The sequence below is a fragment of the Kitasatospora sp. NPDC057500 genome, assembly GCF_042802195.1.
GTDB lineage: Bacteria > Actinomycetota > Actinomycetes > Streptomycetales > Streptomycetaceae > Kitasatospora.
The window spans coordinates 19,390-42,760 of record NZ_JBHVER010000011.1 but is presented as its reverse complement, the minus strand read 5'-3'; the positions used below and the strand labels follow the sequence as shown (position 1 = coordinate 42,760).

The 23,371-nt window shown below is 76.0% G+C and carries 21 protein-coding genes; 13 read left to right on the top strand and 8 right to left on the bottom strand.

What is annotated here, in order from left to right; genetic code table 11:
• The first annotated feature begins 1 nt into the window (after window position 1).
• From ACFU74_RS04165 to ACFU74_RS04145, 5 genes are all read left to right on the top strand, one after another.
• Window positions 2-1,621, top strand: coding sequence for a PLP-dependent aminotransferase family protein (locus ACFU74_RS04165; protein WP_380751439.1), 1,620 nt, complete (start codon window positions 2-4; stop codon window positions 1,619-1,621).
• Between the two features lie 311 nt (window positions 1,622-1,932).
• The gene (locus ACFU74_RS04160; RefSeq protein ID WP_380751436.1) at window positions 1,933-2,952 is read left to right on the top strand and encodes a glycoside hydrolase family 3 N-terminal domain-containing protein; all 1,020 of its coding nucleotides are present in this window, start codon (window positions 1,933-1,935) and stop codon (window positions 2,950-2,952) included.
• 161 nt (window positions 2,953-3,113) lie between these two features.
• Complete coding sequence (locus ACFU74_RS04155; protein WP_380751433.1) at window positions 3,114-3,941, top strand: nucleotidyltransferase domain-containing protein; 828 nt, start codon at window positions 3,114-3,116, stop codon at window positions 3,939-3,941.
• 132 nt (window positions 3,942-4,073) lie between these two features.
• Window positions 4,074-4,430, top strand: a complete 357-nt coding sequence (locus ACFU74_RS04150; RefSeq protein WP_380751430.1) for an ArsR/SmtB family transcription factor — start codon at window positions 4,074-4,076, stop codon at window positions 4,428-4,430.
• 30 nt (window positions 4,431-4,460) lie between these two features.
• Entirely contained in the window at window positions 4,461-4,622 is a 162-nt protein-coding gene (locus ACFU74_RS04145; protein ID WP_380751427.1) for a DUF6126 family protein, read from the top strand.
• A gap of 163 nt (window positions 4,623-4,785) precedes the next feature.
• Here the strand turns inward: ACFU74_RS04145 and ACFU74_RS04140 are convergent, their stop codons facing one another.
• Window positions 4,786-7,803: a cytochrome P450 gene (locus ACFU74_RS04140; RefSeq protein ID WP_380751424.1), complete on the bottom strand. Its 3,018-nt coding sequence runs from the start codon at window positions 7,801-7,803 to the stop codon at window positions 4,786-4,788.
• A gap of 448 nt (window positions 7,804-8,251) precedes the next feature.
• On the opposite strand from ACFU74_RS04140, the gene ACFU74_RS04135 reads away from it, so the two are divergent.
• The 3 genes from ACFU74_RS04135 to galE all read left to right on the top strand — a co-directional run bounded on the left by ACFU74_RS04135 (window position 8,252) and on the right by galE (window position 11,267).
• On the top strand, window positions 8,252-9,031 hold the full coding sequence (locus ACFU74_RS04135) for a sigma 54 modulation/S30EA ribosomal C-terminal domain-containing protein (protein ID WP_380751421.1): 780 nt from the start codon (window positions 8,252-8,254) through the stop codon (window positions 9,029-9,031).
• Window positions 9,032-9,118: 87 nt separating this feature from the next.
• Complete coding sequence (locus ACFU74_RS04130; RefSeq protein WP_380751418.1) at window positions 9,119-9,586, top strand: hypothetical protein; 468 nt, start codon at window positions 9,119-9,121, stop codon at window positions 9,584-9,586.
• Between the two features lie 661 nt (window positions 9,587-10,247).
• On the top strand, window positions 10,248-11,267 hold the full coding sequence (gene galE / locus ACFU74_RS04125; protein WP_380751415.1) for a UDP-glucose 4-epimerase GalE: 1,020 nt from the start codon (window positions 10,248-10,250) through the stop codon (window positions 11,265-11,267).
• 72 nt (window positions 11,268-11,339) lie between these two features.
• Here galE and ACFU74_RS04120 read toward each other — a convergent pair whose 3' ends face one another.
• On the bottom strand, window positions 11,340-11,534 hold the full coding sequence (locus tag ACFU74_RS04120) for an antitoxin (protein ID WP_380751412.1): 195 nt from the start codon (window positions 11,532-11,534) through the stop codon (window positions 11,340-11,342).
• 326 nt (window positions 11,535-11,860) lie between these two features.
• Between ACFU74_RS04120 and ACFU74_RS04115 the strand changes: the two genes are divergently transcribed.
• From ACFU74_RS04115 to ACFU74_RS04105, 3 genes are all read left to right on the top strand, one after another.
• Entirely contained in the window at window positions 11,861-12,364 is a 504-nt protein-coding gene (locus ACFU74_RS04115) for a DUF6542 domain-containing protein (protein WP_380751409.1), read from the top strand.
• Window positions 12,357-13,928: an LCP family protein gene (locus tag ACFU74_RS04110; protein WP_380751406.1), complete on the top strand. Its 1,572-nt coding sequence runs from the start codon at window positions 12,357-12,359 to the stop codon at window positions 13,926-13,928. The genes ACFU74_RS04115 and ACFU74_RS04110 overlap by 8 nt, the downstream gene beginning before the upstream one ends.
• A gap of 141 nt (window positions 13,929-14,069) precedes the next feature.
• Complete coding sequence (locus ACFU74_RS04105) at window positions 14,070-15,011, top strand: endonuclease/exonuclease/phosphatase family protein (protein ID WP_380751403.1); 942 nt, start codon at window positions 14,070-14,072, stop codon at window positions 15,009-15,011.
• On the opposite strand, the gene ACFU74_RS04100 is transcribed toward ACFU74_RS04105, so the two are convergent.
• Window positions 15,001-16,257, bottom strand: a complete 1,257-nt coding sequence (locus ACFU74_RS04100; protein WP_380751400.1) for an MFS transporter — start codon at window positions 16,255-16,257, stop codon at window positions 15,001-15,003. The two genes, ACFU74_RS04105 and ACFU74_RS04100, sit on opposite strands and share 11 nt — an antisense overlap.
• Window positions 16,258-16,441: 184 nt before the next feature.
• Here ACFU74_RS04100 and ACFU74_RS04095 point away from each other — a divergent pair, with 184 nt between their 5' ends.
• A complete protein-coding gene (locus ACFU74_RS04095; RefSeq protein WP_380751397.1) occupies window positions 16,442-16,885 on the top strand; it encodes a winged helix-turn-helix transcriptional regulator in 444 nt (147 codons plus the stop codon).
• Between the two features lie 58 nt (window positions 16,886-16,943).
• Here the strand turns inward: ACFU74_RS04095 and ACFU74_RS04090 are convergent, their stop codons facing one another.
• Window positions 16,944-17,468 carry a hypothetical protein gene (locus tag ACFU74_RS04090; RefSeq protein WP_380751394.1) on the bottom strand — a complete coding sequence of 175 codons (525 nt, stop codon included), beginning with the start codon at window positions 17,466-17,468 and terminating at the stop codon, window positions 16,944-16,946.
• A 25-nt stretch (window positions 17,469-17,493) separates the two neighbouring features.
• Window positions 17,494-18,774 (bottom strand): DUF6777 domain-containing protein, encoded by a 1,281-nt coding sequence (locus ACFU74_RS04085; RefSeq protein ID WP_380751391.1) that lies wholly within the window; start codon window positions 18,772-18,774, stop codon window positions 17,494-17,496.
• A gap of 539 nt (window positions 18,775-19,313) precedes the next feature.
• Here ACFU74_RS04085 and ACFU74_RS04080 point away from each other — a divergent pair.
• Window positions 19,314-20,675, top strand: coding sequence for a streptophobe family protein (locus ACFU74_RS04080; protein WP_380751388.1), 1,362 nt, complete (start codon window positions 19,314-19,316; stop codon window positions 20,673-20,675).
• A 615-nt stretch (window positions 20,676-21,290) separates the two neighbouring features.
• On the opposite strand, the gene ACFU74_RS04075 is transcribed toward ACFU74_RS04080, so the two are convergent.
• The 3 genes from ACFU74_RS04075 to ACFU74_RS04065 all read right to left on the bottom strand — a co-directional run bounded on the left by ACFU74_RS04075 (window position 21,291) and on the right by ACFU74_RS04065 (window position 23,367).
• Complete coding sequence (locus ACFU74_RS04075; protein ID WP_380751385.1) at window positions 21,291-21,665, bottom strand: DUF1304 domain-containing protein; 375 nt, start codon at window positions 21,663-21,665, stop codon at window positions 21,291-21,293.
• Window positions 21,662-22,666 (bottom strand): serine/threonine-protein kinase, encoded by a 1,005-nt coding sequence (locus tag ACFU74_RS04070; RefSeq protein WP_380751541.1) that lies wholly within the window; start codon window positions 22,664-22,666, stop codon window positions 21,662-21,664. Before ACFU74_RS04070 ends, ACFU74_RS04075 begins: the two co-directional genes overlap by 4 nt.
• Before the next feature lie 158 nt (window positions 22,667-22,824).
• Window positions 22,825-23,367 (bottom strand): hypothetical protein, encoded by a 543-nt coding sequence (locus ACFU74_RS04065; protein ID WP_380751382.1) that lies wholly within the window; start codon window positions 23,365-23,367, stop codon window positions 22,825-22,827.
• Window positions 23,368-23,371: the final 4 nt, after the last annotated feature.

The window sequence follows — 23,371 nt, the reverse complement described above, 5'->3', positions numbered from 1 at the left end:
GGTGCACAGGTCCAATGGCAGCCCGGAGGACAGGTCCAAAACCGCCGGAGCCGACTTCCTCCAGCTCGACCCCAGCGAGGCCCCCGTCGGCGGGCTCGCCGCCTGGCTGGCCCGCCGGCTCCGGCAGGCCATCGCCGACGGCCGGCTCCCGGTCGGCAGCCGCCTGCCCGCCACCCGGCTGCTCGCCGCCGACCTGCGGGTCTCCCGCGGGGTGGTCACCGACGCCTACCGCCGTCTCACCGAGGAGGGCCGGATCGCCGGCCGGGGCAGGGGCGGCACCGTGGTGGTCGACCCGTTCGCCCAAAGCCCGGCACCCCCGCCGTCCCCGGCACACTCGGCACGCCCGGCACCCCCGGGGTCCACGGCCCGCCTGGCGTCGCCGGCGCACCCGCCGAACGGGCGGCGCACCCGCCCGCGCCCGCACGCCCCCGCCACCACCCGCGCAGCCGTGCCCCGCCCGGGCTCGCCGTTCGACGAGGCGCCCGTCCCGGCCAGCTTCGAGACCCTGCGCGCCGCCCCCGCCCGGATCGACCTCTCGCCCGGCGTCCCCGACCTCGCGGCCTTCCCCCGCGCCGCCTGGCTGCGCGCCGAACGCGCCGTCCTCCACGACCTCGGCGCCCAGGACTTCGGCTACGGCGACCCGCGCGGTACCCCAGCCCTGCGCCGCGCCGTCGCCGACTGGCTCGGCCGCAACCGCGGCATCCGCGCCGACCCCGAGGACGTCCTGATCGTGGCCGGGGCCGCCCAGGCGCTCGCGCTGGCCGGCGAGGTGCTCCGCGCGGTCGGCCTCGACGCCGTCGCCGTGGAGGACCCGGGCTCCCTCGGCACCCGCCAGCACCTCGGCCACCGGATCACCGACACCCCGCCCGTCCCCGTCGACGCCGAGGGCATCCGGGTCGACGCGCTGCGCGCCACCGGAGCCCGCGCCGTCCTGCTCACACCCGCCCACCAGTTCCCGACCGGTGTCGTCCTCGGCGGCGCCCGGCGGCGCGAACTGCTCCAGTGGGCGGCCGACGGCGGGCTCGTCATCGAGGACGACTACGACTCCGAACACCGCTACGACCGCCCGCCGGTGCCCGCGCTGCGCGGCGTCCTCCCCGAACAGGTCCTCCACCTCGGCAGCGTCTCCAAGCTCCTCGCCCCCGCCCTGCGCACCGGCTGGATGCTCGCCCCAGCCCGCTACCGCGACCTCCTGGTCGACGCCAAACGGCTCAGCGACCTCGGCAACGCCGTGCTGCCGCAACTCGTCCTCGCCCGGCTGATGGACTCCGGTGCGCTGGAACGCCACCTGAGGCTGCTGCGCCCGCGCCACCGGCGCCGCCGCGACGCGATGACCGCCGCCGTCGGGGCCCATCTGCCCGGCGCCGTGGTCCACGGCGCGGCGGCCGGGCTGCATCTGATGGTCACCTTCCCCGGCGGCCTGAACTGCACGGACACCGAGTTCGCCGCGGCCGCCCTGGCCCACGGGGTCAAGGTGCAGCCGCTGTCCTGGCACGCCCGGCTGCCGCACCCGCCCGGGCTGGTGCTCGGCTACGCGGCGGGCGTGCCCGGCGAGATCGAGGAGGGCGTCGCCGTCCTCGGACGGCTGCTCCGGGAGGCGCGACGACCGCTCCCGGGGTGAGGCTGCTGGTGTCATGCCGCGCCCGCCCGCCGTCCCGGGGCCGGGTGCCCGGACCCGACCGACCATGGGAGGCCCGGATGCCGATACCCCGCCGAACGATCCGCGTCGCGCTCCTCGTCCTGCTGCTCTCCGCCCTGGCCCCGTCCGCCCCGTCCGCGCCGCCGGCCCCGCTCGCCCTGTCCGGCGCGGAAGGCGTCGAGGGCGCCGGGGGCGCGGAAGCCGGGGCCCGGCCGCCGAACCCCGCCGAAGCGCGGACCGAACCCGCGGCGACGGTCCCGACCCGGCCCACCCCCACGGAGAGGACTACCCCCGTGTCCAGCACCGATTCGCGACAGCTCGCCGGCCGCCGCGTGATCTACTCCTACCCCGGCCCCACCCCGCCGCCCGAACTGCTCGACACCATCCGGGCGGGCCGCGCCGCCGGCGTCATCTTCTTCAAGGAGAACGCCCCCACGGCGGCCGGCCTCCGGGCGGCCGTCGACCAGTTGACCCGGGCCGCGGCCGAGGCGCCGACCGGTGCGCCGCTCCTGCTGATGACCGACCAGGAGGGCGGCAAGGTCCGCCGGCTGCCCGGTGCCCCGGAGCTCTCGGCCAAGCAGACCGGTCTGGCCGCCGACCCCGCCGGGGCGGCCGCCGAAGCCGGCGCCGGAGCGGCCCGCACCCTGAGCGACGCGGGGCTCAACGTCAACCTCGCGCCCGTGCTCGACGTCTTCGACACGCCCGACAACTTCATCGACCACTTCGAGCGCTCGTACAGCCCGAGGCCGGAGGTGGTGGCCGAGTTGGGTTCCGCCTTCCTGGTCGCCCAGCAGAAGCTCGGCGTGGCCGCCACGGCCAAGCACTTCCCGGGCCTCGGCTCCGCCGTCCACGAGGCGAACACCGACGCGAGCGCCGTCGTCCTCCCCGTTCCCCTCGACGAACTCCGGGCCCGCGGCGAGGAGCCGTACCGCGCCGCGATCGCCGCCGGGGTCCGGCTGGTGATGGCCTCCTGGGCGGTCTACCCGGCCCTCGACGCCTACCGCCCGGCGGGTCTCTCCCGCGCCGTCGTCCAGGGCGAGTTGCGCGACCGCCTGGGCTTCCGCGGGGTGACCGTCACCGACGCCCTCGAAGCCGGCGCCCTCGCCGGCTTCGGCGACGCGGGCGACCGCGCCGTCGCCGCCGCCGAGGCCGGCATGGACCTCGTGCTCTGTTCGGGCCGGGACGTCGACCAGGGCGACGCCGCCGTCGAGGCCCTCGCCACCGCCCTCGACAGCGGCCGCCTCGACGCCGCCGGCTTCACCGAGGCCGTCCACCGCGTCGACGCCCTCCGCACTTCGTCGGCGACCCCCTGACTCCCGGCCGCCGGGGTGGCGGAGGTTGGCGAGGGTGGCGCAGGGGTGGCGCGAAAGGGAGTGAGGGTGGTGCGAAGAGGGTGCACGGGCGATCAACACGCGCCGATCCGTAGCGGAAACGAGCGGACACGGAGGGTCATCCGGATGGCAGGCTTTCTGCCGTGACTGCGCACCCTCTCGTACACGAGATCGCCGACGCCTACCTGGCCCTGGTCGACGCCGCCGCGCCCGGGCTGGTCGAGGGCCTGTACGTGGTCGGTTCGACGGCCCTGGACGACTTCCACCCGGCGCGGAGCGACATCGACTTCGTGGCCGTGACCGCCGACCCGGTGACGGCGGAGCAGCTCATCGGACTGGAGCGCGTGCACGCCCGGCTCGCGGTCCGCCATCCGCGCCCCGTGTTCGACGGGCCCTACCTCACCTGGCACGAGCTGGCGGGCTCGCCGGCCCAGGCGCCGCCGGGGCCGCACGTGCTCGGGGGGACCGTCCGGCACCGGGTGCGGTCCGGCCGCACCCCGGTGCTCTGGCACACCCTGGCCCGGCACGGGGTGACGCTCTGCGGGCCGCGCGCCCAGGAACTGATGATCGACACCGACCCGGAGGAACTGGCCGGCTGGACGGCCGGCAACCTGGAGGAGTACTGGCGCCCGTGGTGGCGGCGCGCCTCCCGGCTGGCCTCGCGGCCGGGGCTGGCCTGCCTGAACGCGTGGGGGCCGGCCTGGGGGGTGCTCGGGGTGAGCCGCCTGCACTACACGCTCGCCACCGGGCGGATCGCCTCCAAGCGCGGTGCCGGGGAGTACGCCCGGGCGGTGTTCGACGAGCGGTGGCACCGGATCGTCGACGAGTGCCTGCGGATCCGTGACGGCGGGCGGCGGCGCTCGTCCTACCCGAACCCGTTCGTCCGGCGGGCGGACGCGCTCGCTTTCATGGACATGGTGATCACGGACGCCGAGCTGCTGGCTCCGGGGCGGCTCTCCCTCGGGGAGTAGCGGGGAGTAACGGGGAGGCGGCGCGGGCGGCTGACCGTGACGACTTGAAGAAATCTTCATCTGCAAGGATGATGCTTCCCGCCGAGAGGCCGATCCAGGGCCCATCCAGCGACGCGCAGGGAGTGACGGACGATGCCGGTCCCGCTGTACCAGGCGAAGGCGGAGTTCTTCCGCACGCTCGGGCACCCGGTGCGCATCCGCGTCCTGGAACTGCTCCAGGACGGGCCGCGACCGGTGCGCGAACTGCTCGGCGCCATCGAGATCGAGCCCTCGAACCTCTCCCAGCAGCTGGCGGTGCTGCGCCGCACCCAGCTGGTCACGGCGACCCGCGAGGGCAACACCGTCGTCTACGCGCTGAGCACGCCCGATGTCGCCGACCTGCTGCGGGCCGCACGGCGGATCCTGACCGAACTGATCACCGACCAGGGCACCCTGCTCACCGAGCTGCGGGCGCCGGAGGCGGGTGCCGCGCCCGCGGGCGACCGATGACCGGCCCGTCGACCGAAGGAGTGCCCGGCCATGAGTGAGAACACCGGCGAGCGCGGCCGGGAGGCCGAGGCCACCCGGGAGGAGCGGACGCGGCGCAAGGCCATGCTGATCAGGGCCGGCATCTACATCTTCGCCACCCACCTGTTCGCGGGGTTCGTGCTGCTGCTGTTCGCCCTCGGCGACCGGAAGTGACCGGAAGCGACCGGAATCGCCCGGGCGGACCAGGACCAGGACCAGACGCGGAACGAGCGGAACGAGCGGAACGAGCGGAACGACACGTGCGACTGACGCCACCGGTCCCGGCCGGGGAACGGCCGGGACCGGTCCGGTGCGGCCCGACGGCCGCCCGCCGGGGTCAGAGCGGGACGTCCTCCCCGGTGTAGCGCAGGCTGGTGCTGGTCCAGGCGTAGACGCCCTCCACCAGCTCCCGGGTGCCGTCGAGGTACCAGCGGCCCGCGGGATGCCGGAGCAGCAGGCTGCGGCGCAGTACCTCGCTCTCCGCCGTCAGCCGGTCGATCCGGGCCCCGACCGCGCGGGCGGCCCGGCTGCGGGTGCAGCCGCGGATCCGTTGCAGGGTGAGCACGGTGTTGAAGGCCGCGACGTTCTGGCGTTCCTCGCGGTCCGCCGAGTAGAGGTCGTTGATCAGCGTCGCCGCGTCGGCCGTGTTCGCGCGCAGGCGGTGCAGGGCGGGGTCGGCGTGCAGGCCGGCCGGTGCCTCGCCGCCGTGGACGTGCTCCAGTATGTCCATGAAGGGGTAGAGGCAGCTGGCATGGCGCCGCAGCCGCACCGTCTCGGCCAGGTCGGGCTGGGTGCGGGCGGCCCGGTGGGCGGTCTCGGCGAGGAAGGTCTCCAGACAGGAGCGCCATTCGGCGGCGGCGCGCCGGCGCCAGCCCGGCGGCATGGGGGCGGTCTGCCGCTGCCACAGTTCCCGCCAGGCGTCGAGCAGTTGGGGTTGGGAGGTGCCCGGGGGGACGGGCCGCCCGGCCAGGACGGCGAGCAGTGGCCCGACGATGGCGCGGGCCTCGGCGGGGTCGCGGCCGGGCGGGCCGTCGAAGCGGTCGTCGAGGATGGTGAACCAGCCGAGGATGTCGACCAGCAGGTCCAGCTCGGTGCCGTGGGCGCGGGGATACGAGTGGCCGATCAGCTCGGGCAGCGCGTAGGTGTGGTAGCGGGCGAGGTCCTCCGGGGCGAGCAGTCCGCGGGCCAGCGCCCAGTCGCTGTGCCGGGCGGTGGCCGCGCGCAGCTCGCCGGCGGTGCGCGGTTCGCCCTGCGGGCGCAGCGCGTCGGGTGCGCGCAGGGCGGCGGGGGGAGCGGCGGGGGCGGACAGCGCCTCGATGCGGACCGGCGGCGCGGGCCGGGGGACGGTGCCCAGCGGCCGCAGCGCGGTGACCGGCCGCAGCACGGTGACCGGACCGAGGTCGGTGACCGGGACGATCGTGCTGAGCGGCCCCGGGTAGGCGGCCGGGCGCGTGGCGCGGAGCGGTTCGGCGGTACTGCCGCGGGTGGTGGCTCCGGTCCGGGGGGCGGCGGTGCGTGCCGCGGTCACCAGGGCGCTCGGATACGGGCCCTCCACGGTTGTGGTGGTGGTCGCGGAGCGGCGGTTGGCGAGCGAGGACTGGGCGGGGAGCAGGGCGGAACCGGCGGGACCGGGGGAGCCCGGGGAGCCGGTGGGACCGCTCGGACCGGTGGGACCGCTGGGACCGGTCGGGCCGGTGCGACCTGCCGGAGCCGCGGCGCCCGCCGGGCACGGCTCGCCCGGCCGGGGCCCGCGTGGTCCGCGCGGGCCGTGCGGCGCGAACGGCGGGTGCTGGCCGTACTGGCCGGAGTCGGACTGCCGCGGCCGGACGATCGGGAGGCACTGGGCGGGTGAGTCCTCGTGACCGCCCGCCGGCGTGCGGCGCGGGCCGGGGGCGTGCGGGGCGCGGCCCCCGCGCGGAGTGAGCCGCACGCGCAGGCCCTGCGCCTGGACGGTGGTCCACACGACCTCGCGGGCCCGGACGCCGGGGATGGCCGTCGGGCGCCAGCGGCGCAGGATGGCGGCGGTCGCCACGGTCAGCTCGGCCCAGGCGAAGGCCTCGCCGATGCACTTGTGCTTGCCGGCGCCGAACGGCAGGAACGCCTGCCGGGCGACGCCGCCGGGGCCCGCAGGGCCCTGCGCCTGACCGGCGCCGTACCAGCGGCCGGGGTCGAAACGCAGCGGCTCCGGGTAGAGCGCGGGGTCGCGGTGCACGGCGGTGAGGCTGTAGAGCAGCTCGGTGCCGGCCGGCACGAGGTAGGGGCCCAGCTCGACCGGCACGCGCGCGGTGCGCATCAGGAACGCGTTCGGCGCGTGCAGCCGGACGACCTCCTGGGTGACCGCGCGGGTGTAGGTGAGACGGGCGAGCGCCTCCGGGGTGGGGACGGTGCCGGCCGGCAGGTGCTCGTCGAGTTCGGCCAGTACCCGCGCCTCGACCCGGGGGTGCCGGACCAGTTCGTCGATCAGCCAGGTGAGCGTGGTGGAGACGGTCTCGGTGCCGGCGCCGAACATGGTGATCGCCTCGGAGCGGACGTCGGCCTCGGTGAGCGGCCGCCCGGTGGCGGGGTCGACGGCGGCGCGCAGCACCGCGGGCAGGGTGGCGCCGCGCCGGCCGTCGGTGCCGGTCAGCGGGCACCCGCCGTTCGGCGCGGTGCCGTTGACCGCCTGGTCGACGACCTCGTTGAGCACCCGGACCGCCGCGTCGAAGCGCCGGTTGACCGGCAGCGGCAGCCGGGCGAGGGACCGGTGCGGGTAGAGCGACTGGACGATCTGGCCCTTCACCATGTCGGGCAGGGCCCGGTGGAAGGCGAGCGTGGCGTCCTCGCTGAGCCGGGCGTCGAACAGGGCGCGGGTGACGATCTCCAGCGCGAGGTGGTTCATCTCCTTGGCCACGTCGAGGACCTGGCCGGGGCGCCAGCGCCGGGCCCGCTCCTCGGTGACCTGGTGCATCACGGCGAGGTACTCGGCCATCCGGTCAGGGCCGAACGAGGGCTGGATGATCCGGCGGCGGTCGCGGTGGGCGCGGCCCTCGGACATCAGCAGGCCGTCCCCGAAGGCGGTCTTGAGGGTGTCCTGGACGGCGCCGCGCGGGCAGTCGTGGGCGAGTGCCACCAGCAGGGTGTGGACCAGTCCCGCGTCGGTGACCACGCAGACCGTGCGCGGTCCGAGCCGGATCCGGACCACCGCGCCGTGTTGGGAGAGCGAGCCGAGGAAGCCGAGCGGGTCGCGCAGCAGGGCGGGGGCGTGGCCCAGGCCCGGCACGGCGCCGGGGGCGAGCGGGGGGACGGTCGGGCTGCTCTCCGCCGGTGCGGTTCTGGGCGGGGCGGACGGTCTGTGGGTCTCGTTCGTCAGGATCATGACATCACCTCTCACCAGATGGACCGGGGGGACGGACCGGTGGGACGGCCCGGCGTGACCGGCCGGAGTCGGACCGGTCGACCGACCCGGCGCCGCGGTACCACCGGAGCCGCCGCCGCGACAGCCGGGATTCGGAGGCCTGTTGAAGCAGACCCCCGCGCGCGCCACGGACAGAGGGCGCACGCCATAGGAAACGCGCCGGTCGCGCGAGCGTTGCGCCGTGTCCGGATGGATCACTCCATTGGTGGAGTGTCCTCAAGGTGTGCGCGGCGTGTCCCGATGAGGGCGCGCCGGCGGAGGCGGTCCGCGGACCCGGCCGCGACGCCCCGCGGGTGTGCCGGTGGAGCGGCCCGCCGGGGCCGTCCTGCCTGGCAGGCAGGGCCTTTCGGCCCTCGGCGGGACGGTGTGCGGGGGTCCAGCATGGTGCAGAACCGAGGAGGACCCCCTGATGACCCGTCTGCGCAACCGGCCCGCGCTCGACCTCCGCGTGGAGATCCGGGGCGAACTGCCCCGCGAGGACGCCGAGTACGCCCGGATGCGGTCGCTGGCGCTGATCACGGACCTCGGACCGGACGCGCACGCCGCCCGGCTGCGGCTCACTCGCCCGCGTGACCGGTCGGTCACCAGGCCCGCCGTCGCACAGGCGTCGGTGGAGCTCGACGGCGCCGGCCGGGTGCGGGTGGAGCTGGCCGCGGTGGAGGTGCGCGAGGCGGTCGACCTGGCGCTCGGCACGCTCGCGGGGCGCGCGGTGCGACTGCGCGAGCTGGGCGACATAGGGCTCGCCTCGGCGTTCGAGAGCTCCTACCGGCCGCAGTACGCGGCGCGCCCGCCGGCCGAACGGCGGATCGTGCGGCGCAAGTCCGTACGCCTGGCCTGCCGCACGCCCGATCAGGCGGTCCGCGAGATGCTGGCGCTGGACTACCGCTTCCACCTCTTCTCGGACGCGCTGACCGGCCAGGACAGCCTGGTCCACCGCAGGCCCGGCAACGGGGGGTTCCGGCTGGTCCGGGCGCATTCCACGGCCCGGTTCGGCGGCCCGGGGCTGCCGCTGGTCGAGAGCCCGCACCCGGCGCCCCGGCTGGAGCCGGCCGAGGCGGTCCGCCAACTCTGGCTCACCTGCTGGCCGTTCGTCTTCCACACCGACCCCGGCGACGGCCGCGGCCGGGTGCTCTACCGCCGTTACGACGGCCACTATGGCTTGATCGCGCCGATAGCGGGGGCCCACTGACGGGCAGGTAATGATCGGCACGGGCTGACCGGTACACGACCGACAACGGACGAGCACACCTTCACGCTCTGGACGGGAACTGGGACCATGGACTGCGAAGAAGTCATGCTGACCGTCAGGATCACGGCTGCTGAGCGGGCCCTGCTGCGCGAACTCGCGCGGGGCCACGGCACCGACGTGTCGGACGTGGTCGTGGACGGTCTGCTGGACGTCATCCCCGGCCTGCACGTCCTGCCCGCGCGGTCGACCGGCGCCGCGCTCGCCGCCATCCCCGGGGACGCGGGGGTGGTGCAGCTGCTGCGCGTGCTGGCCCGGCCCGCCCCGTGTGCGATGACGCTCTGGCTGCCGGCGGCGGTCGCCGACCTGCTCCCGTTGGTCGGCGAGCGGATCGCCGCGGTGAGCGGGCTGCGGGTCGGCCCGGCGAGCGCCGCCCTGGCCGCCGCGCTGCGGTTCTGGCTGACCGGGGACCCGAAGCGGCTCGCCGCCGGGCTCGCCGGACTGCACCGGCACGGCGCTTCCCGCCCCGCCGTCCAGCGGCTCGACGTCGCCGCCTGAGCGCGCCCCCGGCGCCAGGCTCCCCGACGTCCGGGCCCCGGACGGCCGGTTCGCGCCGGACCCCGGGCGCGCGCGGGTGATCGAGGGCGTGCAAGGGGGTGTGCCGAGGGCGGCCGGGCGCTCGTGACACCTCGTCGGTCCGCCGTCCGGTGCGGGCCGGACGGGCAACCGCCCGGTGGTCGACGGACCGTCGGGCCGGGTGGGGCCGGAGCGGTTCCTGGGGGTCAAGTGGCATGTCCTGGACGGGAAATTAGCTGGTCAGAGCTCTGGTCACGACCTGCGCGCAGGTCTAGCATTCCGGTCACGGCGACCGGTGTCCGGACCCCCGGACTACCGGTGCGGTGGCCGCCACCACCCCCTGCCGGGGAGCGTACACCCCCCGAGTACGCTCCCCGGCGCCGCTTTGTGCGCGGTGCCCGCCCACCCGCGCCCGTTCCCGGCGCTGCCGCGGATTGTCCGCCCCGCGCTCGGTAGCCGCATCGCCCGTCGCGCGCCCCCGCGCCCGTCGTCGCGCGCCCCCGTCGCGGCTCGCGCGCCCGCCGACGCGCCCCGGTTCGGGCGGCGGCGGATCCGTTGCCGGGGGGAACCACCGCGTGCGAACCGGTCGTCCCCCACCCGACGGGCGCCACCGGGTGCCCGCCGAGGAAAGGAGCGTCCGGTCATGCGCAAGGTACTGATCACGGGCGGTGCGGGATTCATCGGAAGCACCGTGGCATCGGCCCTGCTGGACGCGGGCATCACCCCGGTCGTCCTCGACGACCTCTCCAAGGGCCGGGCCGAGTTCGTCGAGGGCCGGGTGTTCTACCGGGGCGACATCGCGGACCCGGAGCTGGTCGACCGGATCTTCGCCGAGCACCCCGACATCGACGCGGCCCTGCACTGCGCCGCGCGGATCGTGGTGCCCGAGTCGGTCTCCCGGCCGCTGTTCTACTACCGGGAGAACGTCGGCAAGACCGTCGACCTGCTGGAGTCGCTCCAGCGCAACGGCTGCACCCGGGTGGTCTTCAGCAGCTCCGCCTCGATCTACCTGCCCACCCCGACCGGCCGCGTCGACGAGTCCTGCCCGGTCGAGGGGAACAGCCCGTACGCGCGCACCAAGCAGATGATGGAACAGGTGCTCCAGGACTGGACGCGCGGTGACGGAGCCGAGCGGACGCGGGTCATCGCGCTGCGGTACTTCAATCCGATCGGCGCCGATCCGCAGCTGCGCACCGGGCTGCAGGACCTCCAGCCGAGTCACGCGCTGGGCAAGTTGATCGAGGCGCACACCAACGGCACGCCGTTCACCATCACCGGGGTCGACTGGGAGACCAGGGACGGCTCGGGCATCCGCGACTACATCCATGTGCAGGACGTCGCCGAGGCCCATGTCGCCGCGCTGGTCCGGTTCGACGAGGTGGTCGGGCCGGCGGCGGAGGAGCGCTACCGGGTCGTCAACATCGGGACCGGCGACGGCACCACCGTCCGCGAGCTGGTCGCCGCCTTCGAGCAGGCGGTCGGCGCGACGCTGGACGTCCGGGAGGCCGAGCCCCGGCCCGGGGACGTCCTCGGCTGCTTCAGCGACGTGACCGCCGCGCGCGAACTGCTCGGCTGGACGCCGCGCCGGACCATCGCCGAGGGCGTCGCGGACGCGCTGGCCTGGCGGTCGCAGTGGGCGGCCCGGTCGGCGGCCACCGTCTGACCCGCTTCTGCGGGGAGCGTCGCCGGTGTCCCGCCCCGGCCGGACGCGGGCCGGGGCGCCGGCGAGCCGGTGCTACTTGGACTGGTCGAGGCCGTTGATGAAGTCCTTGGCCTTGTCGGCGGCGGTGTCGATCCGGCCGCTGTACTTGCCGTCCGTCTTGTCGTCTATGACGTCGGCGACCTTGTCCAGGCCCTGGGTGATGGCGCCGCTGTGCTCGCGGGCGAGGTCGGTGGCCTTGTCGGCGAGGTTCTTGAGGTTGTCGAACATGATGGTCCTTCTGTTCGTCCGGCGCGGTTCGCGTTCATCCTAGCCGCCGCTGACCTGGGGTTTCGTGAGGGCGGGGCGCCGGCGGGATGACTTTGCGGGGGTGGGTTTGTATGCTCCTGACTTGCTCTACAGCATTGTAGAAGTTTGCTGACGGGTCCGCGGAAGGGGTGTGGGGCATGGCCGGGCGACGAGCGAGGACCTCGGAGCGGGAGGCGGAGCCGCTCCCCGCCGCGGTGTCCGTACCGGGTCCGCGGGCCGCCGCTGGTCACGGTGGCCGGGCGGCGGCCCGCCGAGCCGGGTCACGGCGCTCGGGCGGTGTGCTGCCGGTGCTGCTCGCCGCGGTCGGACTGCCCCTGGCCGGCGCGGTGGCCGGGGAACTGGCCGGGCACGGCGGCGGCCCGCTGTTCGCCGCCGGCGCCGTGCTCGGTACCGGTGGTGCGGCGCTGCTCTGCGGCCGCGCCGGCCGCTGGTGGGTCGTCATCGCCGCGCCGCCCGTCGTGCTGGCCGCCCGGGCGGGCACCGCCTACCTCGCCGACCGCGACGGCCTCCAGGGCAGGGCGCTCGTCTCGGCGGCGGTGCGCTGGGTGGTCGGCGCGTTCCCGGTGATGGCGGCGGCGGTGGTGGCCGCGCTGCTGGCCGTCGTCGTGCGGGTGGTCCTCGACCGTCGGGCAGACCGTCGCGCAGGCCGGCACCCGGACCGGCACCCGGACCGTCGCGCAGACCGACGCGCGGCCCCGGCCCGCCGAACCGACCACCGCACGGCCCGCCGCACCGACCGGCGCCGGACCGCCGGCGCCCCGACCCCCGCCCGGAGGAGCCACCGTGGCTGAGTCCCGCACCAGGCCGCTGACCATCGCCGGCCGCCTCCTCGCCGGAACCGTCTCGGCGGCCGTCCTCGGCGCGAGCGGCTTCACCTGGTACGAGTACCGGCAGCTCGACGGCGGCATGGTGAAGTCGGCCGCGCTCACCGAGGCCCGGAAGAACGCGCCTCCGCACCTCGACAAGTCCGTCAACCTGCTGCTCATCGGCCTCGACAGCCGCAAGGACATGGACGGCAACGACCTCCCCAAGGAGTTCGTGGAGGAGGAACTGCACGCCGGCTCCAGCGAGATCGGCGGCTACAACACCAATGCGCTGATCGTCCTGCACATACCGGCCGACGGCGGCAAGGTGACGGCGCTGTCCGTCCCGCGCGACGACTACGTGCAGACCGTCGGCGCGGACGGGAGGATGCACAAGGTCAAGGAGGCGTACGGGATCGCCAAGGAGGCCGCGGAGCAGAAGCTGGGCGGCAAGGGGCTGTCCAAGGCCGAACTGGAGCGGCAGAGCCGCGAGGCCGGGCGGGCCGCGACCATCCAGACGGTGCAGGCCCTCCTCGGCATCCCCGTCGACCACTTCGCGGAGGTGAACCTGATCGGCTTCTACGACATCGCCAAGGCCGTCGAACCGATCCAGGTCTGCCTCAACAATCCGGTGGACGACCCGATCGTGGCCAGGACGGCGAACCACGAGGGCGGCGGCACCGGGCTCAGGCTCCCGGCCGGCGTCAGCTCGCTCGACGCCCGGCAGGCGCTGTCGTTCGTCCGCCAGCGCCACCACCTGAAGAACGGCGACCTGGACCGGACCCACCGGCAGCAGGCCTTCATCTCCTCCGTCGTGTACAAGCTCAAGCAGCAGGGCGTGGTCAACGACCTGGGGCAGCTCCAGCGGCTGTTCGACGCGGTGAAGAAGGACGTGGTCATCGACGACCGCTGGAACGTGCTGGACTTCGCCCAGCAGGCGCCCAATCTGACCGGCGGGAACGTCGAGTTCAACACGCTGCCGATCACCGGGTTCAAGACGATCGGGGGCCAGGAGGTCAACACCGTCGACCCGGACCAGATCAAGCGCATCGTCAAGCAGCTGTTCGGGCACGAGGCCCCGCCGCCGGCCACGACCGACGCGTCGGCTCCGGCTCCGGCGACGGCGTCGTCACCGGTGGAGGCGCCCACCGCCACACCGAGCAGGGCGCGGGCGGTCGTCGACGTCCACGGCGCGAACGCGGAGGCGGCGGCCGCGGAGTCCGGGGCGCTCGCCGAACTCGGCTTCCCGGCGGGCAGGGCGACGGGAACGGCGGCCGCCGGGCGGGCGAAGGCGACGACGGTCGCCTACGGCGCGGGCACGAAGGCCGACGCCGAGCGGCTCGCGGCCCGCTACGGCGTCACGGCCACGGCGTCGTCGGCGGTGCCGTCGGGTCATGTGGTCGTCACCCTCGCGCCCACCACCCCCTCCGTCCCCGCCCCGCCCGTTCCCGCCCCATCCGAGCCGACCGCCGAGCCGACCGCCGAACCGACCACCGAGCTCCCCATGCAGGGCCCGGCGGTGAAGGCCGGCGGCATCCCCTGCGTGGACTGAGAGCCTGGCTCGAACGGGTGCCGGGGCGCAAGCGGAACCGTTTCTTCAGAACGGGCGTCTTTGCGCGGAAGCGTGATGGTGCGGGAGTGGCGGACGGGGGAGCGGGTGGGCCGGGCGGCTTGGTGGCGGTGGACGCGGCGGGTGCTGACGGGTGCCTGCGGTGCCGTCCTGGCCGGGGCGGCCGGGCTGGTGGCGGTCCGCCTCGGCGGGTGGGACGACGGGACGTCGCTCGCCCTCGTCGTGGTCGGACTGCCCTACACGGCGCTCGCCGGGGTGCTCGCGCTCGGCGTCCTGCTGGCGCTGCGCTCGTGGTGGCCGGCGGCGCTGGCCGCGGTCCTGGTGGCGGTGCAACTCGTCTGGCTCGTCCCGCGGTTGGTGCCGGAGGGCGGTGGCGCCCCGGCGGCCGACGCGCCGCGGCTGCGGGTCGCGACCAGCAACGCCTACCTCGGCCAGGCCGACGCGGCCGCGCTCGTCCGGCTGGTGCGCGAGCAGCGGGTCGACGTGCTCGCGCTGGAGGAGTTCGGCCCGGGGGCCGCCGAGCGGCTGGACCGGGCGGGGATCGCCGAGGTGCTTCCCCACCGGGAGCAGCGGCCGGGCCGGGACACCGCGATCTTCTCCCGGCTGCCGCTGACCCCGCTGGACGGCTCGGCCTCCGAGGCGGCCCGGGAACAGATCGCGGCCGAGGTGACGGTCGGCGGACGCGCCGTGCGGCTGACGGCCGTGCACACCTACTACCCGATGGGCGACGCGGCCCGCTGGGCGGAGGACTTCGACGAGCTGCGGGCGGCGGTGGCCGGCGCCACCCGCAACGCCGTCCTGCTGGGGGACTTCAACGCGACGCTCGACCACACCCCGATGCGCGCGCTGCTCGGCACCGGCCTCACCGACAGCCACGAGGAGCTCGGGCGCGGCGTCGCGCCGACCTGGCCGGTGTCCAACAGCTACTTCCCCGGTCTGTGGCCGGTGATCCAGATCGACCACGTGCTGCACGGCGAGGCGCTGCGCGCGGTGTCGGTGGCCGAGCACACGGTGCGCGGCACCGACCACCGCGCGGTGGTCGCGGAGCTGGCGGTCACGGGCTGACGCCGCGCCGCGTGGCGCCGCGCTCGGTGGCCCGCCGCTCGGTGGCCCGCCAGAAGGCGAGCGCGAGCAGGCTGACACCGCCGCCCAGCCAGCAGACCGCGGTCCAGCCGCCGTGCTCGTACACCACGGTGGAGACGATCGCGCCCAGCGCGCTGCCGATCGAGTAGAACAGCATGTACCCGGCGGTCAGCCGGCTGCGCGCCTCGGGCCGGACCTGGTACAGCAGGTGCTGGTTGACCACGTGCACGGACTGCAGGCCGTAGTCGATCACCACCATGGCGAGCACCAGCCACCACACCGAGTGCGGCAGCAGCCCGGCGAGCGGCCAGGAGACGAGCATCGCGGTGAGCCCGACCGCCAGGGTGCGCCGCGCCCGCCCCCGGTCGGCCTGCCGGCCGGCGTGCCCGGCGCCGAGCGCGCCGGCGGCCCCGGCCAGGCCGAAGAGCCCGATCTCGGTGTGGCTGAGGTCGAACGGCGGCGCGGCGAGCGGCAGCACCATCGGGGTGAGCAGGATGGTGACGGCGGTGAAGACCAGCAGCGCGAGCCCGGCCCGGACCCGCAGCACGGGCTCCTCGGCGAACAGGGTGAACACCGAGCCGACCAGCCGCGGGTAGCGGATCCGCTCCGGTCGGCGGCGCGGCTCGGCCGGGACGGCGGCGGCGAGGACGACGGCCGTCACCCCGGTGGCGATGGCGGAGACGACGTAGACGGCACGCCAGCCGGCGAGGTCGCCGATGGTGCCGGCGACGGTGCGGGCGAGCAGGATGCCGATCACGATGCCGCTGGTGACGGTGCCGACGACCCGCCCCTGGTCGGCGGGGTCGGCGAGCGAGGCCGCGTGGGCGACCATCACCTGCGCCACCACGGCGAGCACCCCGACCGCCGCCGTGGCGAGCAGCATCAGCGCCGCCGAGGGGGCGACGGCCACCGCGGTGAGCGCCGCGACGGACAGGCCGAGCTGGGCGGTGATCAGCAGCCGGCGGTCGAGGTGGTCGCCGAGCGGGACCAGCAGCACCAGGCCGACGGCGTAGCCGACCTGGGTGAGCGTGCCGACCAGGCCGACCGTGGCGCGGCCGATGCCGAGGTCGTCGGCGATGAGGTCGAGCAGGGGTTGGGCGTAGTAGACGTTGGCGACGGCCAGGCCGCTCGCGACCGAGAACAGCCAGACGACGGCGGGGGAGAGCCGGCGGGCGGACGCGGTGGCGGCGTCGCCGGTGCGGGCGGGCGGGACCACGGGGGTGGGCACGGCGGAGGGGCTCCTTCGGGCGGTACGGCGGCCGGGAGTGTGGTTTCAAAGTGCTACCTCGCTACCCTCGCACGGAGTGGTTTCATAAAGCAACCGCGGGGTGCCGTGGGCCGGACCGGTAGGGTTGCAAGGTGAAACCCGCTCCCGCCGGAGCGCGGGACCGCAGGCGAGAGGAGAGGCGCGCGTGCCGAAACGCACCTCGCACGAGGAGGCGGCCTGCCCGGTCGCCCGGCCGCTGGACGTGCTCGGCGACGGCTGGACGCTGCTGATCGTCCGTGACGCCTTCGACGGGCTGCGCCGCTTCGGGCAGTTCCAGAAGAACCTCGGCCTGGCGAAGAACATCCTCTCCGCCCGCCTCGCCAACCTGGTCGCCAACGGCGTCTTCGAACTGGCCCCGGCCGCCGACGGCAGTCCCTACCAGGAGTACGTGCTCACCGAGAAGGGCCGCGCGCTGTTTCCCGTCGTCACCGCGCTGCGCCAGTGGGGCGAGCGGTACTTCTTCACGGACGACGAGCCGCGGGCCCGTCTGGTCGACCGGGCCTCGGGTTCACCGGTCGCCCGGGTGGAGGTCCGGTCGGCCGACGGGCGGGTGCTCGGGCCGGACGACACCGAGGTGCTGCTGCCCTGACCGCGCGCCGCGCCCCGCCCACCGCGGAGGTGGACGGGGCGCGAGGGGCGGGACGGCCTCAGCAGTTCCGGATGGCCCAGACGGGCGTCCAGTCCTGGGTGTGGTTGAGGCCGCCGTCGGGCGTGAAGGACTTCAGCACGGCGCCGTTCGCGCCGTAGAAGTACGACCGCACGCCGCCGCTCTGGTTGTCGGCGTAGAACCCCTGGCCGAACCAGCCGCTGAGGCTGTACCGGGCACAGGCGTAGAGGTAGAAGATCTTGTAGTCGCCGGTCGTGGGGTCCCAGACCAGGGTGCAGAGGTTGCCCGGGTCGCAGCGGTAGTCGCTGTTGGCCGGGACGTGGTCGAAGGGGGCCGCCGGGGAGACGGTGGGCGAACCGGCGGCCTGCGTCTGCGCCTGCGCCTGGATCTGGAGCTGGGCCCGGAGCGGCGGCGCCGGCGGTGCGACCAGGACCTGCCCGGCGGTGGCTGCGGGCGCGGTGGCGGCCTGGGCCGGTGCGGCGCCGGCGCCGGCGAACGCCGTCAGCACGGCGGTGAGGGCGCCGGCCAGACCGAGGGCCGTGCGCTTGGGGCGGGAGCGGAGCATGGGTCCTCCAACTGTTCGGATCGGCTCAGCCGGTGCTGCCGGTGGCCGTCGCCGGCTCTTCGACGGAGGTGTTCGTCGCGGTCGTGCCGGTGGCCGTACCGGCGGGGGCGGTCGTGGTGGTGGTCGTGGCGGTGGCCGTCTTCGCGGTCGTCGCCGTGGCGGCCGGGGTGCTCGTCACGGTCACCGTCGGCTTCGCCGTGGTGGTCGGCGGCGGGGTGGTCTGGGCGGGGGTGGTCTGGGCCGGGGTCGTCACGGCCGGGGTGGTCTGGGCGGGGGTGGTCGGGCTGCTGGGGGTCCCCGTCGTGGTCGCGCCCGGAGTGGTCGGGCCCGTGGTGGTGGCCGTCGGCGAAGCGGTGGTCGGGATCGCCGAGCCCGAGGTGGCCGAGCCGGAGGTCGTCGCGCCGGAGGTCGTCGCGCCCGAGGTGGTGGCGCCCGAGGTGGTGGCCGAGGTCGAGCCGGAGGTCGGGCCGGACGCCGTCGGCGAGGCCGTCTTCCACACGGAGGCGGCGGGGACGCCGGGCGCCAGCGCGCCGGTCGGCGCCGGGGCCGGCCGGTCGACGACCTTGACCTGCCCGGTCCCCCGGGCGAACCAGCCGCCGGTCGTGACGTCCACCAGCACGATCTCGGTCACCGGCTTCGGCGCGGCGACCACGACGATCAGCGCGCTCGGCTGGAAGCCCGCCCACGCCTTGCCGGTGTACTTGGCGTCGCTGACCAGCGTCGGCGGCTTCAGCGGATTGCCGCAGCCGCACCGCACCCGCGGCACGCCCTGCGCGTCCACCAGCACCGCGGTGCCGGCCTGGAGCACGGACTGGTAGGCGACGGCCGCGCCGCCCTGGTAGCCGTGGTTGGTGACCCGGGTGTCCACCCGCAGGTACGCCGAGGTCAGCGAGCGCAGGTAGCCCGGGACGGCCGACTGCTCGATGCCCTGTGCCGATGCCCAGGCCCGGCCGGTGTCACCGGTCGAGGTGATCGAGACCAGGTGTTCGACGTCGCAGCTCGGCTTGTTCATCGTCCCGCCGTACACGCCCGCCGAGGTCCCCTCGACGCTGCGCAGGGCGGCGGTCGCGGTCGCACCGTCCGTTCGGGTGGCGGTCGTCCCGGCGGGGGTCGAGGGCGGGGCCGGTGCCTGGACCGCCTGGGTCTCCACCGACGGGGTGAACGGCGCCGGGCCCGGGTCCTGCGGCGGCTGGAGCGCGACCTCGTTGGCCGTGGGAATGGTGTTCTCCTGCCGGCCACCGCCGCCGGCGTTGTTGACGATCAGCACCGTCCCCGCCACCGCCAGCGCGGCCAGGCCGGCCACCACCGCGGCCTTCCGGCGCGAGCGCCACCACGGCGTCGGCCGTCCGGAGGGTCCGCCCGTACCCGAGGAGCCGCCGCCACCCGACGGCGGGCCGGACGGCGGACCGGGCGGCCCGGCGTGGCCGCCGCCCGACGGCGGACCCGAGAGCGGCCCCGACGGCGGCCCGGAGGGCGGGCCGAGCGGGGGCCCGGAGGAAGGCGGTTGGGAACTCATCGAGGGCTCCGATCGGGGGCTCCGGCGCGCGGACGGCGGTACGGCGGTACGCGGAGGGCGGTACACGCAGGGCGGTTCGCGGACGGCGGCCCGGAGACGGCGATTCGCAGGGCCGGTCCGACCGGCCGGCGCAGGAGGCTCCTGCCACTGGCATCCATTTCTGCCCCCGGACCCCGTCGGCCGCAACAGCAGCACCCGCCCCCGGTACCCGCCGAGCGGCCGACTGGCCGACGGCGCGGCGCCCTGCCCGGGCGGGCCGGTCCGTCCTGGGCGACCCTGGTGCCAGGCGCGGGGGACCACCGACCACCGCCCCCGACAGGGAGGCCCGCATGCAGCAGCAGGCCCGTCCGAGCCGGCCGGCCGACACCCCGGCGGCCGGACCGCCCGGCGCGCTGCGCGGCTGGCTGGACGCGGTGTCGGTGGTCCTGGCCGGCCTCGCCGCGATGGCGGTCGTGGCCGCGCTCGGCCTCTGGGCGGCCGGCGCCGACACGCTGCCCGGCGGCGGCTTCCCGTCCGTGCTCGCCGCCACCCTCGTGCTCGCCGTCGGTGGCTCGGTCGGCCTCGACGGCGGCGCCGGCTTCTTCGCCGCGGTCGACGCCGGGATCACCGCGATGCCGCTCTCCGTCGGCCTGGTCGGCGCGCTCACCGTGGCCGAGGTCTTCCTGCGCCAACTGCGCTACCGCGCGGTGGCCGGCGGCCGCGAACTGCTCGGCCGCGCCGCCCGGACGGCGGTGGTCTGGCTGGCGGCGCTCGCCCTGCTCTGCGTCGCCGCCCGGCACACCGTCACGGTGCCGCTCGGCGACGGCCTCGCCGAACAGCTCGGCGGCGTCCTCGGGCTCACCCCCGAGGTGGGCTTCCACGCGGAGCCCGCCAGTACCCTCGGACTCGGGCTGCTCTGGCTGCTGGTCGTGCTCGCCGCGACCTTCGCCGTCTCCCGCCGGGCGCCGCTGCCGCGCTCCCTGGTGCCGTTCCAGCAGGCCGTCCGCCCGGCCGCGTTCGCGATGCTGCTGGTGCTGCTCGGCTGCGTGGTGCTGGGGGTGGTGGCGGCGATCGGCACGGCCGCCGTGAACGGCGACGCCCGGCAGGTCGCGGCCGTCGTGCTGCTCGCCCTGCCCAACCTGGTCTGGCTGGCCCTCGGCGTCGGCCTCGGCGGCGAGTGGCAGGGCCACCTGGTCGGCGCGATCGGACTGCCGGTGCCCGAGTCGCTGGCCGCCGTGCTGCGCGCCGGCGAGGGGGAGGACGGCACGGTGAGCCTCGGCACGCTCGCCGAACAGGACGGCCGGGTGTGGTGGCTGCTCCCGCTGGCGGCCGTCCTGATGCTCGCCGCCGGAGTGCTGGCCGCCCACCGCTCACCGCGCGAGGTCCGTCCCTGGCAGCACGCCGTCCGGCTGGCGGCGGCCGCCGCCGTCACCATGCTGCTGGTCGGCGTCTGGACCAGGGTCTCCGCCGACTACGGCCTCTCGGTGCTCGGTGTCGGCCTCGGCGAGGGCGGCCTGGGCGACCTGCTGAGCTCCGTCCTCGGCCCGGCCCTGGACCCGGTCGGCCCCGCCGCGGCCCTCACCGGAGGCACCCTCACCCTGGATCCCCGCCTGTGGACCCTCGTCCCGCTCGCCGCCGGCTGGGGCCTCCTCGCCGGCGCCCTCGGCGCCCTCGCCGCCACCCGCCTCCCCCGCCGCGGCGAGACCGACTGAGGGTCTGCCGGACGCCGCCCGGCGTGCTTCCGGCCCGTCGGCGTCCTCGCGGGGTGGTGGGCCCGGTGCGGCGGGCGGGGCGAGCCGGACGCCGTCCGGCCTGCCCCGATGGCCTCGGCGGTCCGGCTCGGCTTGCTCCGTGCCGGCCGGCGCTTGGCGCTCCTCGCCCGTGCGGCCGGCTGCGGGTGCGCCGTGCGGGTGCTGCGCGGGGCCGGGCCCCGATTGCCGTGGCGGCCAGGGCCGGCCCGGTCCGGTGGCCCGCCCGTCCGGCTCTTCCGGTGTCCGCCGGCGCGCTCGGCGCCACGCGTCTGCCCGGTCGCGGTGTGAGGCGCTGAGGGTGCGCCGTGCGGGATCTGTGCCCAAGGGCCGGTTCGGCGGTGGCCTGCCGCTTGGCTTCCCCCCGGCCGCCGTGCCGGCGGCGGCCGGGCGCGCGGGGTGAGGGCGTGGGTGGCCGGCCGCGTCGGCCGCGCCGGATCGGACCGCCGGGGGTCGGGGCGGCACGAGGTCCGGTCGTACGACGCGGTGTCGGCCGTGCACTCGGGCGAGTGCACCGGTGCGGAGCGGGAAGTCGGCCGATCCGACTTCCCACTCCGCAGCCGACCAGGCGCGGGTCGGCTACAGGGCGTCGGCCAGGAGGACGGCGGTCGGGGGGAGGGCCTGGCCGAGGGCGCCCGGCCAGAGGCGGGGGTCGGACGCGAGGAGGGTGGCGCCGGCGGCGATCATGAAGGCGCTGAGGTAGCTGATCAGGGTGCGGCCGACGACGGGTTCGCCCACGTGCAGGGCGACCAGGCCGGCCACCAGGCCGAGGGCGAGGTAGAGGTTGTAGAAGCCGACGTTGACCCGCCAGAGCCGGACCTGCGGGGCGTCGGCGGTGGAGGCGGTGAGCAGTCGGCGGACCCGGGGGTGGCCGTAGAGGAAGCTCTCCAGCGGCCACACCACGAGGTGGACGGCGGCGGCGATCAGCGCGAAGACCTGGCTGACGGCGTTCATCCGGTGCTCCTGCGCGCGGACGGGCGGACGACGGGGAGGGCCCAGGCGGGCGGTTCGGGGACGTCCGGGGGCGGGACGGCGGGGACGGGGACCACCGCGGTGGGCGGGCCGCCGGTGGCCCACGGGCCCCCGGCCGGGGGAGCGGCGTCGGGGGCGGCGGTGGCGGCGGCGCGCAGTTCGGCGACGAACTGGAGGCAGCTCGCGAACCGTTCGTCGGGAGCCTTGGCGAGGGCGCGGGCGACCACCGCGTCCACGGCGGAGGGCAGGTCGGGCCGGTGCTCGCGCAGGGCGGGCGGCGGTTCGTTGAGATGGGCCCAGAGCAGGGCGAGGTCGCTCTCGCGGTGGAACGGGGGCGCGCCGGCGATCATCTCGAAGACCACGCAGCCGAGGCCGTACTGGTCGCAGCGGCCGTCGAGCGGGCGGCCGGTGATCTGTTCGGGCGCGGCGTAGTCGAGCGTGCCGACGATCTGGCCGACGCCGGTCAGGCCGCTGAGCGACAGCGACTTCTTGGTGAGGCCGAAGTCGGCGAGGTAGAGGTGCTCGGGGTGTTCGCTGTCGGTGCCGGCGGCGACCAGGACGTTTCCGGGCTTGACGTCCCGGTGGACCAGTTCGTGGTCGTGCGCGGCGTCCAGCGCGGAGGCGATCTGCAGGGCGAGCCCGGCGGCCCGGCCGATCGGGAGGGCGCCGCTGCGGGTGATCAGGGTGCGCAGGTCGCCGCCCTCGACGTAGCGCATCGCGATGAACAGGATGCCGTCGGCCTCGCCCGCCTCGAAGACCGGGATGATGTGCGGGTGGTCGATCGCGGCGGCGGCCTGCGACTCGTGGATGAAGCGCCGGCGGAACACCTCGTTGCGGGACAGTTCGGGGGCGAGCAGCTTGACGGCGACGGTGCGGCCCAGCCGCAGGTCCTTGGCCCGGTAGACGACGGCCATGCCGCCGCGGCCGATCTCGGCCTCAAGGCGGTAGCCGGCGACCCGGCGCCCGACCAGTCCGGCCGGCAGGCTGGGCGGTTCGACGGCGTCGGCGGACGCGTCGGCGGGCTCGCCCGTCCGGGACGCGGCGGTCCCGGACGCGGCGGTCCCGGGCCATTCACCCGCAGGCGCGCCGGTCTCGGTGGGCGGGTGCGGGGGCTCCTCGCCGGTGGCGTCGGGGGGCGGGATCACGGCTCCGCCACCCGGGTGGGCTCGTCGGTGCCCGTGGCCCGGCCGACCGGCGGGCTCGGGCGGTTGCCGACGGCGTAGGTGTGCAGTTGCAGGCCGTCGCAGTAGCACCAGCGGTCGTGCAGCGGGTCGAACACCCAGAGCCGCTCGCCGTCGACGACCAGGCCGACCCGCAGGCCGTGCGCCCGGTCCCGGAAGGTCTCCAGGTCGGCGCCGCCGGCCGCGAGGTCCTCCAGCAGCGAGCGGTAGCGGGCCAGCGTGCCCTCCGCCTCGGCCAGCGCGGGGCGCGGGTCGGCGGTACGGGCCGGTGGTCCGGTGGCGGTGGGCGGGCTGCCGGGCAGGGAGACCAGCAGCCGGCCGTCCACCCAGGTGGACCAGCCGTTGGAGCAGAGCACCTGGGCCCAGTCGCCGGCCCGGCCGACCAGCTGGAGCGGCAGCAGCGCGTCCAGCGGGGAGGCGGGCTGCGCCGGGTCCGGGGCGGCCCAGCTGGCCAGCCCGTCCGGCGGGGCGACATGGGTGGGGCGGAACGCGGGCTCCTCCATCGGC

Excerpts from the sequence above, each read along its gene's own strand:
- ACFU74_RS04150 (WP_380751430.1), top strand. The coding sequence starts at position 4,074 with ATGCCGGTCCCGCTGTACCAGGCGAAGGCGGAGTTCTTCCGCACGCTC.
- ACFU74_RS04145 (WP_380751427.1), top strand. The coding sequence starts at position 4,461 with ATGAGTGAGAACACCGGCGAGCGCGGCCGGGAGGCCGAGGCCACCCGG.
- ACFU74_RS04140 (WP_380751424.1), bottom strand. The coding sequence starts at position 7,803 with ATGATCCTGACGAACGAGACCCACAGACCGTCCGCCCCGCCCAGAACC.
- ACFU74_RS04135 (WP_380751421.1), top strand. The coding sequence starts at position 8,252 with ATGACCCGTCTGCGCAACCGGCCCGCGCTCGACCTCCGCGTGGAGATC.
- ACFU74_RS04130 (WP_380751418.1), top strand. The coding sequence starts at position 9,119 with ATGGACTGCGAAGAAGTCATGCTGACCGTCAGGATCACGGCTGCTGAG.
- galE (WP_380751415.1), top strand. The coding sequence starts at position 10,248 with ATGCGCAAGGTACTGATCACGGGCGGTGCGGGATTCATCGGAAGCACC.
- ACFU74_RS04120 (WP_380751412.1), bottom strand. The coding sequence starts at position 11,534 with ATGTTCGACAACCTCAAGAACCTCGCCGACAAGGCCACCGACCTCGCC.
- ACFU74_RS04090 (WP_380751394.1), bottom strand. The coding sequence starts at position 17,468 with ATGCTCCGCTCCCGCCCCAAGCGCACGGCCCTCGGTCTGGCCGGCGCC.
- ACFU74_RS04080 (WP_380751388.1), top strand. The coding sequence starts at position 19,314 with ATGCAGCAGCAGGCCCGTCCGAGCCGGCCGGCCGACACCCCGGCGGCC.
- ACFU74_RS04075 (WP_380751385.1), bottom strand. The coding sequence starts at position 21,665 with ATGAACGCCGTCAGCCAGGTCTTCGCGCTGATCGCCGCCGCCGTCCAC.
- ACFU74_RS04065 (WP_380751382.1), bottom strand. The coding sequence starts at position 23,367 with ATGGAGGAGCCCGCGTTCCGCCCCACCCATGTCGCCCCGCCGGACGGG.